Annotated in this window: 11 protein-coding genes; 4 read left to right on the forward strand and 7 right to left on the reverse strand. The window is 35.6% G+C overall.

All coding sequences use genetic code 11. The annotated features are described in order from the left end of the window. Positions 1–2028 carry a transketolase family protein gene (locus tag C7377_RS07890; protein ID WP_116496812.1) on the reverse strand — a complete coding sequence of 676 codons (2028 nt, stop codon included), beginning with the start codon at positions 2026–2028 and terminating at the stop codon, positions 1–3. A gap of 248 nt (positions 2029–2276) precedes the next feature. Between C7377_RS07890 and ychF the strand changes: the two genes are divergently transcribed. Both ychF and crcB read left to right on the forward strand, forming a co-directional pair. Then, on the forward strand, positions 2277–3377 hold the full coding sequence (gene ychF, locus C7377_RS07895; RefSeq protein ID WP_116496813.1) for a redox-regulated ATPase YchF: 1101 nt from the start codon (positions 2277–2279) through the stop codon (positions 3375–3377). A 12-nt stretch (positions 3378–3389) separates the two neighbouring features. Next, positions 3390–3773, forward strand: a complete 384-nt coding sequence (gene crcB / locus C7377_RS07900) for a fluoride efflux transporter CrcB (protein WP_116496814.1) — start codon at positions 3390–3392, stop codon at positions 3771–3773. On the opposite strand, the gene C7377_RS07905 is transcribed toward crcB, so the two are convergent. After that, positions 3757–4416, reverse strand: coding sequence for a 4'-phosphopantetheinyl transferase family protein (locus C7377_RS07905; RefSeq protein ID WP_116496815.1), 660 nt, complete (start codon positions 4414–4416; stop codon positions 3757–3759). The genes crcB and C7377_RS07905 overlap by 17 nt on opposite strands. Then, positions 4416–4979 (reverse strand): gliding motility lipoprotein GldD, encoded by a 564-nt coding sequence (gene gldD, locus C7377_RS07910; RefSeq protein WP_116496816.1) that lies wholly within the window; start codon positions 4977–4979, stop codon positions 4416–4418. Before gldD ends, C7377_RS07905 begins: the two co-directional genes overlap by 1 nt. A gap of 112 nt (positions 4980–5091) precedes the next feature. Between gldD and C7377_RS07915 the strand changes: the two genes are divergently transcribed. Continuing rightward, positions 5092–6276, forward strand: a complete 1185-nt coding sequence (locus C7377_RS07915) for a TlpA family protein disulfide reductase (RefSeq protein ID WP_116496817.1) — start codon at positions 5092–5094, stop codon at positions 6274–6276. Between the two features lie 64 nt (positions 6277–6340). On the opposite strand, the gene C7377_RS07920 is transcribed toward C7377_RS07915, so the two are convergent. The 4 genes from C7377_RS07920 to C7377_RS07935 all read right to left on the reverse strand — a co-directional run bounded on the left by C7377_RS07920 (position 6341) and on the right by C7377_RS07935 (position 11979). Continuing rightward, on the reverse strand, positions 6341–6670 hold the full coding sequence (locus C7377_RS07920) for a YegP family protein (protein ID WP_116496818.1): 330 nt from the start codon (positions 6668–6670) through the stop codon (positions 6341–6343). 128 nt (positions 6671–6798) lie between these two features. Continuing rightward, on the reverse strand, positions 6799–8898 hold the full coding sequence (locus tag C7377_RS07925; protein ID WP_116496819.1) for a helix-hairpin-helix domain-containing protein: 2100 nt from the start codon (positions 8896–8898) through the stop codon (positions 6799–6801). A 10-nt stretch (positions 8899–8908) separates the two neighbouring features. Further along, on the reverse strand, positions 8909–9736 hold the full coding sequence (locus C7377_RS07930) for a PorV/PorQ family protein (protein ID WP_133241476.1): 828 nt from the start codon (positions 9734–9736) through the stop codon (positions 8909–8911). 71 nt (positions 9737–9807) lie between these two features. Then, entirely contained in the window at positions 9808–11979 is a 2172-nt protein-coding gene (locus C7377_RS07935) for a S9 family peptidase (RefSeq protein ID WP_116496821.1), read from the reverse strand. 209 nt (positions 11980–12188) lie between these two features. Here C7377_RS07935 and C7377_RS07940 point away from each other — a divergent pair, with 209 nt between their 5' ends. Further along, the gene (locus C7377_RS07940) at positions 12189–14927 is read left to right on the forward strand and encodes a 2-oxoglutarate dehydrogenase E1 component (RefSeq protein WP_116496822.1); all 2739 of its coding nucleotides are present in this window, start codon (positions 12189–12191) and stop codon (positions 14925–14927) included.

Below are 14927 nucleotides of genomic sequence, written 5' to 3' on the forward strand. Positions count from 1 at the left end.
CTATCTTTTTACATATTTCATAATTTCTGCAGCAACTTGCTCAGCTGTGAATCCAAATTTTTCATCTAAAACCTTAGCTGGTGCAGAGTATCCGAAATGATTTAGTCCAAAAACCGCGCCATTATCACCAACTAAGCCTTCAAGAGTTACGGGCAAGCCAGCAGTAAGCCCAAATCGGAATTTATCTTTTGGTAAAATTCTTTCTTGATATTCTTTATCTTGGTTGCGGAAGATGCCTTCTGACGGAACAGAAACTAAGCTTACATTTACACCTTTTTCATTGAGTATTTGTTTTGCATCCCAAAGCGTTGAAACTTCTGAACCACTTGCTAATAATACCATCTCTGCATTTTCATCTTCATCAATAATATAGGCACCTTTCTGTGCTCCTAATGCTTGATTGTATCGATCATCTACAGGAATAGATGGAATATTTTGGCGGGAAAGAATCAAACAAGTTGGAGTTTTTTTGTTTTCCATTGCCATTTTCCATGCTACGGTAGTTTCGTCAGCATCACAAGGTCGAACAACCATCACAGAAGGTTCTCCAGAGTGATTTTTTAATTTCTCCAATAAACGAATTTGTGCTTCGTGCTCAATGGGTTGGTGCGTCGGTCCGTCTTCTCCCACACGGAAAGCATCATGAGTCCAAATATATTTTACAGGCAACTCCATAAGTGCTGAAAGTCTAACGGCAGGCTTCATATAATCAGAAAATACGAAGAAGGTTCCACACGCAGCAATGACACCACCATGAAGCGCCATTCCATTACAAATAGCTGCTAAAGTAAATTCTGAAACACCGGGCTGTAAGAATGAACCTGAAAAATCATGATGATTAAATGCGGTGGTTTGCTTAAGAAAACCGTCCGTTTTGTCTGAGTTTGATAAATCGGCAGAGCCCACAATCATATTCTCTACCTTGCCAGCTAATTCACCTAAAACTGTTGAGGATGCTCCACGAGTAGCAATATCCATCTTTTGCTCTATTTCATCAAAAGCAATAGACTTTATGTCAGAAGAAAAGAATCTGCGTAGCTTAGCTGCTAGTGCAGGATTATCTTTTTCCCATTTATCTTGTTCTTCCTTTTTCTTAGCTGCTTTAGCTTTTTTAGTTTGCATCAAACCAGCATAATATTTTGCTACATCAGGGAATATTGTTAATTCATCAATATCTTCTACACCAAAACCTTTTAAAGTCTTTTCTAAGTCACCTCCAGCTGCAGTTAGCGGTTGCCCGTGGGTAGCTACAGCTCCTTCTAAACTGCTTCCGTCAGCAGTAACGCCACCTTTAGCCATCACTGTGTTTCCAATGATTAGCGTAGGACGATTTTGTTCTTCATTCGCTTCTTTTAGAGCTCTACGTATTTCATTAGGATCATTCCCATCTATCTCAATGACATTCCAATGCCATGCTTCATATTTTTTAGCAACATCTTCTTTAGAGACTCTATCCACTTTTGTGGATAGTTGAACATTGTTGGCATCATAGAACATAATTAAGTTCTTTAGTCCTAAAGTTCCGGCTATGCGACCAGCACCTTGTGCAATTTCTTCTTGGATACCTCCATCAGAAATATAAGTGTATATCTTATGAGACATCCATTCTCCAAATCGAGTCACTAGAAACTGCTCTGCAATAGCTGCCCCTACTGCCATAGTATGTCCCTGACCTAACGGTCCGGAGGTGTTTTCAATTCCTCTGGAAAAGTCAACCTCTGGATGCCCTGGTGTTGGACTTCCCCATTGACGAAAACGAGCCAATTCATTCATACTAAAATGCCCAACCAAAGCCAATTGCGCATACAGCATTGGAGACATATGCCCTGGGTCTAAGAAGAAACGATCTCTGTTTATCCAAGTTGGATCAGAAGGGTCAAAAGACAAGAATTCAGAATATAAAATATTGATGAAATCTGCACCTCCCATAGCACCACCCGGATGACCTGACTTTGCACGTTCAACCATTTGTACAGCTAAGGCTCTTATATTGTCTGCAGCTCTGTTTGTCAATGTATTATCCATTATAATAATTCGTTTGTTTTAAAATCACCACAAATATACACTTTATTTCATTGAATTTTATTGCCATACAACAGCCTTAAGTGCTATGACAGATTAACTTGCTTACATTGAAAGTATTACGAAATGCCTTTATTTATTAACAGTTAAATATGAAAACTGTTGATGAGAATAGAATTAAAGTTGTATTTTTGCACTCGCAAATGTGAAAAGCTTTATTTTCACCTTTTTGAATATAATAAAGATTAGAATTTATGGGATTGCAGTGTGGTATTGTTGGTCTTCCTAATGTAGGAAAATCAACACTTTTTAATTGTTTGTCTAATGCGAAAGCACAAGCAGCAAACTTTCCTTTTTGTACTAAAGAACCAAATGTTGGCGTGATAACGGTGCCAGATGACAGACTGATTAAGCTAGCGGAACTAGCTAAACCACAGCGAGTAGTCCCTGCCACTATGGAAATAGTTGACATAGCTGGACTTATACGTGGGGCGAGTAAAGGAGAAGGGTTGGGGAATCAATTTCTTGCAAATATTCGGGAGACAGATGCCATAATACATGTATTACGCTGTTTTGATAATGATAATATTACGCACGTAGATGGTAAAATAGATCCCGTAAGTGATAAGGAGACTATAGACATAGAACTGCAATTGAAAGATTTAGAAACGGTTGAAAACCGGTTGCAAAAATCTGCTAAAGTGGCAAAAACAGGAGGAGATCCTGAAGCAAAGAAATTAGTTGCTATACTGGAAAGATATAAAGAGGCTTTGGAACAAGGAAAATCTGCGAGAACAGTAGAGTTAGATGAATCTGAAGAACCTATTGCAAAAAACCTATTCCTTTTAACTAACAAGCCGATTCTCTATGTCTGCAATGTAGATGAAGCTTCGGTAAAAACAGGAAACAAATATGTAGATGCAGTAAAAGAAGCGGTAAAAGATGAAGATGCAGGATTATTGGTTATCGGTGCAGCTATAGAGTCTGATATTGCAGAATTGGAAGATTATGAAGAGAAACAATTATTCTTAGACGAACTTGGTCTTGAAGAAGCAGGAGTAAATGCACTGATACGTGAAGCTTACAAATTGTTGGATTTGGAAACCTTTTTTACTGTAGGAGAAAAAGAAGTTCGAGCGTGGACTTTCCATAAAAATGCTACGGCGCCACAGGCGGCAGGTGTTATTCATTCAGATTTTGAAAAAGGATTTATCCGTGCCGAAGTTATAAAATATGAGAACTTCATAGAGTATGGCTCAGAAAATGCTTGTAAAGAAGCAGGAAAAATGGCTATAGAGGGCAAGACTTATGTTGTAAAGGATGGCGATATTATGCATTTCAGATTTAATGTATAAAACCTAGGATAAATGTTGAAGAATATTCTTATTGTTGGGTTTGGAGGCTTTATAGGCAGTATATTACGCTATATGGTCTCTTGGCTATTTATGAATAATTCAGCAAATAAAACACTTTTTCCTTGGGGAACTTTTACGGTAAATATCATAGGTTGTTTGTTGATTGGCTTACTTTGGGGAATGATGGATACCTATGATTGGTTTTCAGAAGAATTAAGACTATTTCTTATGGTAGGGTTTTGTGGTGGATTCACAACTTTCTCTTCTTATGCATTCGAAGGACTAATCATTGGAAAAAGCAACTTAACATTGAGTTTCGTTTATATGGGAATTAGTTTATTGACAGGCTTGTTATTTGTTTATTTAGGGCATGCTCTTATTAAAGTAATAAGTTAATTACTTTTTCAGTGTCGCTAGTCCAAACAACTACATAATCATGTGATAATCTCTCGTAGAAAAAGGTGTAAGGAATCATAATGTTGTCTTCCCGGACTTCGGCTACAAATTTATTCTTTCTGGGATTTATCGGGTGTACATACATATCCTCTAGGACTCTTAAATCTTTTCTATTAGCTATTTTTACCAAACATTCTTTTGCACACCAAATTAAATGTAACTGAAAACTTCGCTCACCTCTAACCAAACTATTCAGTTCTTCTGGGCGCAGAAAATAATCATAGACTTTATCTAAACGGGTTGACAACAACTCAATATCAACTGCAACTCGTCGATTCTTACCTAAAACTACACCTATAAATTCATTTTTATGAGTAATGCTTATTTCCCATTCCGAATTCAGGATATATGGTTTACCAGTGGGTTCATAGCTGATACTGACATCCTCCTCTAGCATCATTTGAGTAAGTAGTCGTGAGGCTAACCACTCTTTACAGCGCTTCTCGCTATGAAACGTTGCAAACATTTCCTCATCTTTTTTTGATAAATAAACTTGCCGACGAAGTTCATCTACGCCTTCTTCAATTCGCCAAACTGCAAGAACACTATGATCATTTATATGTCGGGTTGAATATAAAGGCATTAGTTAGTCTCCCATTCTAAGGTTTGCATTAAGCGAGCTACGTCCTCTCGAAGAAAATCAATAACTACATTAAGTGAGTCTTTGTTTGGTTTTTCATTCAAGTAAAGAGACCCTCGTAAAAAATGATGAGTGCTATCCGTTAAATAAAACTGTATTGAAGAGGCTGTATTCCCCTCAATATCATATAAGGCACCATACACTTTTCGCTCTGGAGCACGATATTCTTTCATATTTATTCCATCAGCTTTTATGGTATGTTTGTAGACAAACTTGTGTGTATCTTCCACGTACTCAGCGAGATTTTCTTTCAAAGGGAAATAAGTCAGATGCAATTGTCCATTTTGTTTCGGAAAATAGATGTTCTGCCAACTGTATTGTGCGGTATCATCATCTTTTAAAGTTGCATATATTGGCAATTGAAAAGTATATAATCCTCTCTCTTCTACTAAGTGGTATTTTTTTTCTGGGAAACTAATCCGGAAATATCCTTTTGCTTTGGGTGTAGGTTTATCTCCACAACTTAGGAATAAAAATAGTATAAAAGCTAATCTTATTAGTTTCATAACACAAATATAACTGCTAAGGCTTAAATAAAATTGTTTTTGCGACAAAAATATTATTATAATTCTAAAAGTCTTTTCTTTGTATTTTAAGTATTAAATAAAATTACTACTAATGAAATTCAACTATTTGCTCATTCTGTTGTCGTTCTTGTTTCTATATTCATGCAACAACTCACCTCATAATACTACAAACAATAGAAATAATGAATATATCATAAACGGATACGTCATTAATAAAGATAATGAAATTGTTTTACTTTCTGATAGTGTCGGGAATGAATTGAATAGGGCAACTGTAAGAGAGAATAGGTTTTCTCTTATAGGCAAACCTAATGTTAACATTGCTTTTCTGCATTTTAAAAATGATGAAAAACACCCCATTTTTTTAGATGCACTTACGTATGAAATTCGAGTTTGGGATAATAATCCAAATCGGTTTTTCATTAATAGCTCTCATCCTGGCCAGCTTGCATATAATGAGTATCAAAAAGAATTAGCAAATATTGACAGAAAGCTTTTTCTTTCAAGTTTGTCTGCAACAAGATCGAATACTTCGAATGGTAATCAGTTAAAAAAACCGTACACATCATTGATCAACAAACGCAAGAAACTTTCTGCTAATTACATAAAAAAGAATACAGCTAACTATATCAGCTTGTTTGAATTAAACCGATCTGTGGAATACCTGGAACGAGAAAAAGTTGAATTATTATATTCTGCTTTGGACACTGTGCTACTGAATACCCCAACTGGTACTGAATTAACTAAAAAACTAAAGCAACTAGTAAAACCTCTAGAAGTCACAGAATTAAAATCGGAGAAAATCACGGTTGATAAGACACCTGTAATAAAACCTACACCAAAGCCTAATAAGCCCGAAAGGCTTCCTGCATCACAGTTCAGTGGTTTGAGTCCTGAAGGGTATTTAGTTGATCTGCAGGATATTGTCAGCAAGAACAAAGTCGTTATGCTTGATTTCTGGGGGTCGTGGTGTCAGCCTTGTCGCATGCAAAATCCGTTTTGGAATCGACAGTACAAGAAATACCATGATAAAGGTTTTGAAATTATTAGTATTGCAGAAGAAACAGAAGAATCACGTCCCTATTTGGAAGGTGCTATTTCGGAAGATAATATGATTTGGCAACACATCGTAGATGAAAATCATGCAATTGCAGAGCTTTACAGAGCATTTTCATTGCCACATGCCGTTCTCATTGATAATGAAGGCAGGGTCATTTACTATAAAGCAACTGCACGCGATGTGCAAGAATTTTTAGAAGCGAATTTTGCTGAGTAAATTCAAAAAGGGTAAAAGTTAACTAACTCCTACCCTTTTCTAATGAATAAAATTTGTTTTTAATCTATGCTTCAGTTAAATCTTTAACCTCTCCACTTGCGTTTTTTTGTACAGAAGCGATACCGTTTTTCATACCACTTTCTGATTTATACATTTGACTAGAACCAATAATCTGTCCGTTAGTTGCTTTCAAATTAAAGAACATGCGTCCATCTTTAGCTTCTTTTATTTCAAAAAGATCTACATTTTGTGAGTTTCTTTTAACGGACTCAACTCCATTTAAACAAGATGCTTTTGATTTGTAACCTTGACTGGTTAAAATCGCTTCTCCGTTTTTTGCTTTTAATCTGAAATAGAACTCTTGGTTCTTTTCACTCTTATATACTTCGAACATAACAAATAAAGTTTTAGTTGATTATGGTAACAAATATAAAGATAATTACATTAAAACAGAAATTTATAGTGTTAATTTAATTTAGAGGCTATCGATTGTGTAGTAAACATTGCACTTTACTAACTTTATTAAAATTTATAGCGAATTTGGAGCTTTATTTCTTGCTGTTGATTGCCGTCAATGAGGTTTAAACCTGAGCTAATGGTTTCCCTGTCAGAGTACCTAGTTATTGCATATTTTGCCCACAATGTAAAATGTTTGTTTATGTCCCATTTAGCATTTAGATAAAAACGAATTCCTTTGTTTTGTAATGCTGGCGTAGAAAACGCATAGAGTACATCATTTTCATAAGTATAAATTCGTGCATTGTAATCTTCAACATCAAACAGTGCATAACGCATTGAAAAGCTTAATGGATATTGTGCATTTTTATAGATTACGTCATGGAACAGAACAATTCCTTTCATATCCTTATCTTCCTTTTTGTAGAAAGACATTTCACCTCTGTCTCTAAAATAAAGATTTGGCATTACTTGATAATTGAGTTGCAAACGCACTTTAGTCCTCTTCTCATCTGTAAGATACCGAAGGTTGCTTGACGGATTGGCTGTATTTCTTTGATTTGTTTCATGATAAAATTGCCCGTAGATATCAAGTTGTCGAGAATGATGATAAGCTAAACGAAGCTTATAATCATGCCCGCGTGCCGGTGCGTCTATGCCCAAGCGTAGCCACGGAAATTCATAGGTGTCAAAATAGGCACTTAGTTTCCATTTTGCAAAGGGGAGCATTTCCATGCCAATGTACCATCCTCTTTCGTTCTTAGTCCCCGATTTGTCTCCAAATCCTGAAGAATAGAGTCCTTGATAGGATTCTCCGTAATCTCGATAAACCATTGAAAAATTGAGCTGATCTGTGGCATTAAAAACAGCACCGCCTAAGAATGCTTTAGAATCATCTAAATCTAAAGCTGCTTCACCAAAAAAATACAGCCTTTTAATTCTATAATTTGCATATATACTATAGTTTCTCCCATGATCGCCTGAAAAATCAAAGAAATCACTGATACTACTGCCGCCAGAAAACGGCTTAGAGAATTTATAATCTATAAAATTCAATCCAATTCTTAGATTTTTATAGAAATAATTCGTGTTGAATCCCCAGATTTCTTCTCCTATTACTTTTCTTTTTCCCAATTCGTTATGATTCCTATGGTATCCGGAAGTCAGAAATGAAGTAAATCGTTCTTCGTCATTATCATACGCTGAACTATCCTTTATATTCCCATCAATTTTTTTGCTTGAAAAATAGGCAGTAACTAATAAACGTTTTATCGGCTCAACCGTTATAGCTACGCCTCTCATATATTGATTTTCGTTGGTGGAAGCATATTTTTTGATACCTTCGTTGCGTTTATTAACGTTTAAAAAGTAACCGGATTTCCCCATGCTATAGCCTCCCCAGGTCGCTAGTCCTTGTCCAAACCTAGGTGTATAATCTCCAACTATTGCTGTTTTTAAAAAGCCGATATTGCTAAATTGTATGAATCCGGCATAATGGTCAAATCCTCTTTTTTGTGTGCCGGAAAAGAACTCTTCACCAGGGTCTTTTTCAGCAACTAATCCCATCTTGAACTCGTCTTTATAGCGGGTTTCATATCTCAAGTAATAACGCCATGGAGAGCCTAAATACCGTTTGTTTTGCCAATTTTCATAAGTATCGGCATCATCAAAGTCTGAAATAGCTAAATCGCTATAGCCGTATGCTTTCTCCAGTACCCGCTGCCCTCTTAACATAATACTATTTGAGGTATATCGAATTTTCTCTTTTAAACTTCTTTTATATTTTGGTCTTTGTGGAGCTTCAAAAACAACAAAATGCTGTAAATCTTTCAAAAGTGTAGGTGTAAATCCTTCTATGGCATTCAATTCATAGATTGTATAAATCTGCTCAACCCTATTGCGATAATTGATTAGATTGATAATGTCTATTTGAGAAAGCATGGGAAGCATTTCTAACTGGTCAGCTGTGATTTCATTTATATTCAAAGGATTATCGTAGAGCTCATAAAGCTCTTGGATAAGCGTAGTATAATCGGCTTCTTCATCAATATCCATATCTTCCAATAACCGCTCAATAACTTCATCTTTTAAGTCTTGAGCCTTACAGGTAAAGTTCAGCAGCAGAAAACAAACAAGACAGAAAAGGATAAGTTGAAATTTTCTCATGAGTTAACTGTTAGAAAGCGTAAGATAATGATATTGATGGCGTATAACCTAAATATTGGTGCTTGTAGAAAGCTAAATCTGCTTTGAAGTTTTGGAGCTCAACACCAATGCCTCCACTAAATTCTGTTGGGTTGGTTGTAATCCCTCCCCTTAAGAATAGTTTGTCCCACGCTCTATATTCAATACCCGCTTTCACTCTTGTATCATAATCAATATCTTTTTCCACCTCGGCAAGAAAGAAAACATCCTCTGTAAAATGATATAATGCTCCTATGCTAAGTATGGTGGGTATTGGTTCTTCATATTCATAATCACTAATAGACACTCCAAAGGGATTGTAAGCATGTGCTGAAAGCCAAAGATTTTCTATGGGTTCACCCATAATGCCCAACTCGCCGGTAACTGTTCCTGTATGACCACTTTCAGACGAACCCGAAACACTCATCCCGAGATAATCAAAAGCTAACCCCATAGCAAAATGTTCTCCTAGAGGCATGGCATAGCCAACATTAATTCTAAACTCATTGAACTCACTGTCACCGAAATGTGTGTAAGAAAAACCAAAATTGCCGACTCTATTTGTTGGTAGAATGAAAGCAACTGTTTTTAAGCTCATCTCTTTCATCATAAATCGCTCTTCGTAGCTAACTCCTAAAGTTGGTCGATCAATAAATGCCATCCCAGCTTGATTATTCACTATAGACCATAAATCTTTGAAGCTTATACTACTATGTCCTAAAGCAGTAGCACGTGCTCCGATGGCATGATGATCATTAGCTCCTTTTATAACTGAGCTCGTTATCATCAAGAAAAAGAATGACAAAAGTAGATTTTTCATAATAAGGTTTAGTTAGAAAACAAACTCATAATGTTTGTTTGATTTTTGATAATCATCAAATATACACATAATTAATGGTTTGTTAACTTACGCTCCTTTAGAAATTCCATAAACTTTTTGTAAAGGTGCAATCGTGTTTTACCTCCATAAATACTGTGATTTTTGTCTGTGTAAATGTGCATATCGAATGGAATGTCTTTAGCAACCATTTTATGCGTAAGTGCATAAGTATTTTGCACATGCACATTATCATCAGCAGTACCGTGCACCAAAAGTAAATTCTTATTCGTTTTTAATTTATCCACATTTTCTAAAGGAGAATTATTGTCATATCCATCTGGGTTTTCTTGTGGCGTACGCATGTATCTTTCAGTATATACACTATCATAAAATTTCCAATGTATTACGGGAGCCACAGCAATTGCGCTAGTAAACACATCTCCTCCTTTCATAAGACAAAGTGTAGACATAAATCCACCGTAACTCCATCCCCAAATTGTTATATCATTAGCTTTTACATAAGGCAAAGATTGTAAATGGCGCCCAACTGCTATCATGTCTTCACTTTCTAACTTGCCTAATTGCATATAAGTTTGCTTTCGAAAATATTCTCCACGAGCTGCAGTACCTCTGGAATCTACGCAATAAACAATAAATCCCTCCTGTGCTAAATAATCATACCAACTAACACCAAATGTATTTTTTACTTGTTGTGAGTTTGGACCGCTATACTGGGTGATAAATGCAGGATATTTTTTTGATTGATCAAAATCCTTGGGCAAAATCCGCCAAGCAGATAGTTTCACAGTATCCTCTGCTGATGGTAATTCTATAAATTCCTTTTCCGGTAAATCCATAGAGTCCCATTTTCTTTGCAATTCGTTATTGTTCTCAAGGATATAGCTTATATTATTTTGAGTAGATTTCACCTCATAAATAGGCGCTTTTTTTGTCGAGCTATAGCTATGTATCCAGAACTTAAAATCCTTGTCAAAACGAGCATTGTGGTAGGCTTCATCTTCAGTCAAGAATAAAAGCTTCCCATGTTTATCGACTTTGCAAATAGCTCTATTATAAGGTTTCTGATTAGCCACTTGAAGATAGGCGTTTCCTTTCTTATCTACACCGTAAAAAGCTGTAATATCCCAGTCTTTTTTGAGCCATGGAGTCAAGGTTCTTGTTTTGTAATTGTATTTATACAAATTATTATAGCCACTCAACTCTGTTAAAAATGCAAATTCATCTTTATTTAAGAAAGTTAGTGCGTCAAAGTTCGTCGCATCGACATAATACTTATTCTTTTCAATAAAAACAGTTTTAACGATATTGTTTTGTGTATTTACAATAAGATACTCAAGGTTATTTTGATGACGATTGAGCCTTAAAATCATCAATTCATGCTCTCCTTTCGTCCATTTTATCCTTGGAATGTATTGTTCACTGCCTTTATTAACATTCAATTCTGTATTTTTTGCAGTATTTAAGTCATATACCCAAACGCTTACGGTAGCATTCTTCTCTCCTGCTTTTGGATATTTATATGTGTATAAATCAGGATAAGATTTCCCATTACCGTAAAACTGTAATGAGTATGTTGGGACCTCTGTTTCATCAAATTTCATATAGGCTATCTGCTCGCCATCGGGTGACCAAGCATAAGCTCTGCTGAAACCAAATTCTTCTTCGTAAACCCAGTCCGGCAGTCCATTAATAATTTTTGTGAATTCACCATCACTAGTCAGCTGAGTTTCCTTTTTTGTTTCCAAATTGAATACAAATAGATTGTTTTCCCTCACATAGGCAAGTTTATCTCCTTTGGGTGAAAATGTTATTTCTTGCACTTTTCCTTTATCTGTGAGATAATAGTTTTCATTTGTTTTTATATCAACAAGATAATAATCAGCTTTATAGGAATGACGATAAATAAGCTCTACATTTGCGCTTAGCAGTATCTTGTCTCTTTCACCGCTAAATTGATAATTGCTAAACTTTATTTTTTTGCCATCATAAACTAAGCTGTCCAATAAAATCTTTTTATAATCTTCATCTGCATATTTTCTCAATGTTATACCCTCTTTGGTATAGGTGGCATAATAACCATCGCCCACAGACCTCATTTGTTGAATACCCTTAGCACTAAAGGTGTTTTTCTCATAAAGATCTTCAAGTGTAATATCTTGACCATACAATGGAAGTGCGACAAACAACAGGAGTACAATTTTTAGTATTTTCAGTATTTTCATTATTCAGTTTAATTATTGGGTTAACTTATAGAAATTCAATATCTTAAAAACGTTTTTACAAGTTTCAGTATCATTATTGAACATTAAAAATACAAATAATAGATAATAGTTATGCATTATTTATTATTTCTAGTATAAAATAATTGGAAAGATGCGATAGTTTTATGAAATTTACATTTTATATACAGTAAACTAAGTAAATCATAAGAATGAGCAAGAAGATTGAATTAGGAAATATGGATATTGAAGCAATTGATGCTTTGTTTCAACAATATAAAAAAGATCCTGAGAGTGTAGATGATAGCTTTCAGCATTTCTTTGAAGGCTTTGAATTAGCAACTAAGGATTATGCCAAAACAGTAAAAGACACTGGTTCTACTCCTACATCAACTACTTCTGAAACGGAAGTTTCCAAAGAGATGAATGTAAGAAATCTAATTGATGGATACAGACGCAGAGGACATTTATTTACCAAAACTAATCCTGTGCGAACAAGGCGCAAGTATTTTCCTACTTTAGATATTGAAAATTTCAACCTTTCCAAATCTGATCTCGATACGAAGTTTGAAGCGGGGAAAGAGATTGGAATTGGCGTGGCTACCCTGCAAGACATTATTGACCATCTTCAAGAAACCTATTGTAAATCTGTAGGTGTCGAATATCGCTATATGACGCACCCACATATCATCACATGGTTGCAAGAGAAGATGGAATCCTCAAAAAACAGAGAAGAGTTTAAGGTAGAAAGCCAAAAACGCATTTTGCAAAGATTAGTTCAAGCTGCCGGGTTTGAGAATTTTATTCACAGAAAATTCGTTGGGCAAAAACGCTTTTCCTTGGAAGGATCAGAAACGATTATCCCAGCATTAGAAGCTATTATAAGAAATGGTGCATACGGTGAAGTGAAGGACATTGTTATCGGTATGGCACATCGCGGTCGTTTGAATGTTTTATCAAATATTCTACAAAAGCCTTATGAAGATATTTTCAGAGAATTTAATGCAGAAAGTTATGAAGAAGATATTCAATATGGCGATGTGAAATATCACTTAGGTTATAATAATATTGCTACATTTGATGGTCATGATGTTACGGTAAACTTGGCTCCTAATCCTTCACATCTAGAGGCTGTAGGTCCTGTAATGGAAGGGATTGCAAAGGCACAATTGCAAAATGACTATACAGGTAATGAGAATGAAGTTTTGCCTATCCTCATCCATGGTGATGCTGCTATCGCAGGTCAGGGAGTGGTTTATGAAACTATTCAAATGTCAAAAATTATAGGTTATAAGACTGGTGGTACCATACATATGGTTATAAATAACCAAGTCGGCTTTACAACCAGTTATTTAGAGGCGCGTTCAAGCACCTATTGTACTGATATTGCTAAAGTAACACAATCGCCAGTATTTCATGTGAATGGTGATGATGCAGAAGCTATGGTGTATGTCGCAAAATTAGCTTTAGAATTTCGACAAAAATTCCATATTGATGTATTTATAGATATTTTATCCTATAGAAAGTATGGACATAATGAAGGTGATGAGCCTAGATTCACACAACCTAAACTTTATGACATCATATCAAAGCATAAAAATCCGAGAGATATATACGCTGAGATATTGGTTGGAAGGAAAACCATATCACAAGAAGAGCATGAAAGGAATGTAGATGATTTTGAAAAATTGCTAGACCGTGCTTATGAGAAATCAATAGAAAGTAATGAATTAGAAATACAACCTTTCTTAGAAGAAAAATATGAGAATATCGAGTTGCCTGAGCCTGAAGATTTCGAGGAGGTAGCAGAAACAAAGGTGACTAAGGATACTTTTCTTCAATTAGCAGATATCATCACAAGCTTGCCTGAAGAATTGGATTTCTTCAAAAAGACTAAAAAATTGTTCGAGCAAAGGACAAAAATGATAGAAAATAATAAATATGACTGGGCAATGGGTGAGCTGATGGCTTATGCTACACTTGCAAAGGAGAATCACAGTGTGCGTTTAAGTGGTCAAGACTCTGAACGAGGCACATTCTCGCATCGCCACGCTGAATTAATGACCCAAGATGGAGAAACGAAATATTATCCTCTGCGCCATTTATTTGAGGGACAACCGTCTGTAAGAGTTTACAATTCTCCTCTTAACGAATATGCAGCTTTAGGATTTGAATATGGGTATTCGATCGCTCACCCAGAAGGTTTAACGATTTGGGAAGCACAGTTTGGTGATTTTCATAACGTTGGTCAAGTTATTGTGGATCAATTTATTTCATCAGCTCAAGAAAAGTGGGGACTCAAATCAGGCTTAGTTATGTATTTGCCCCATGGTTATGAAGGACAAGGTGCAGAGCATTCAAGTGGACGTATTGAACGATTTTTAACATTATGTGCAAATTATAATATGCAGGTTATTAACCCTACAACACCTGCCAATATGTTCCACGCAATACGTCGTCAACTACATAGAAACATACGTGTACCTTTGATTGTTTTTACGCCTAAAAGCTTGTTGCGTCACCCTAAATGCACCTCTACAATTGAAGATTTTACAGAAGGGCATTTTAATGAAGTCATTCCAGATAGAGAAGTAAATAACGCTAAAGAGGTAACTAAAATACTATTTTGTACCGGAAAGATATATTACGATTTGCTACAAGCTCGTGATGAAAAGGAAGCAAATCATATAGCGATTGTTCGAATTGAACAGCTTTATCCTTTCCCTGAAAAACAAATAAGAGAAGCAATAAAAACGTATCCACCCAAGGCTAAAAAAGTTTGGGTACAAGAAGAACCTTTGAACATGGGGGCATCTTGCTTCTTAAGAAGACAAGAAGTTTTCAATGGCATAGATGCTATTGGCAGAGAACCAAGTGGCGTTACTGCTGAAGGTTTGAAAGCCACTCACAAAATTAATCAACAAGAAATAATTGACGAAGCTTTAAAATAA

The organism is Balneicella halophila (assembly GCF_003096835.1).
GTDB lineage: Bacteria > Bacteroidota > Bacteroidia > Bacteroidales > Balneicellaceae > Balneicella > Balneicella halophila.

What these genes read in the sequence shown, in the direction of transcription:
- ychF (WP_116496813.1), top strand. Translation starts at nt 2,277, where the DNA reads ATGGGATTGCAGTGTGGTATTGTTGGTCTTCCTAATGTAGGAAAATCA.
- crcB (WP_116496814.1), top strand. Translation starts at nt 3,390, where the DNA reads ATGTTGAAGAATATTCTTATTGTTGGGTTTGGAGGCTTTATAGGCAGT.
- C7377_RS07905 (WP_116496815.1), bottom strand. Translation starts at nt 4,416, where the DNA reads ATGCCTTTATATTCAACCCGACATATAAATGATCATAGTGTTCTTGCA.
- gldD (WP_116496816.1), bottom strand. Translation starts at nt 4,979, where the DNA reads ATGAAACTAATAAGATTAGCTTTTATACTATTTTTATTCCTAAGTTGT.
- C7377_RS07915 (WP_116496817.1), top strand. Translation starts at nt 5,092, where the DNA reads ATGAAATTCAACTATTTGCTCATTCTGTTGTCGTTCTTGTTTCTATAT.
- C7377_RS07920 (WP_116496818.1), bottom strand. Translation starts at nt 6,670, where the DNA reads ATGTTCGAAGTATATAAGAGTGAAAAGAACCAAGAGTTCTATTTCAGA.
- C7377_RS07925 (WP_116496819.1), bottom strand. Translation starts at nt 8,898, where the DNA reads ATGAGAAAATTTCAACTTATCCTTTTCTGTCTTGTTTGTTTTCTGCTG.
- C7377_RS07930 (WP_133241476.1), bottom strand. Translation starts at nt 9,736, where the DNA reads ATGAAAAATCTACTTTTGTCATTCTTTTTCTTGATGATAACGAGCTCA.
- C7377_RS07935 (WP_116496821.1), bottom strand. Translation starts at nt 11,979, where the DNA reads ATGAAAATACTGAAAATACTAAAAATTGTACTCCTGTTGTTTGTCGCA.
- C7377_RS07940 (WP_116496822.1), top strand. Translation starts at nt 12,189, where the DNA reads ATGAGCAAGAAGATTGAATTAGGAAATATGGATATTGAAGCAATTGAT.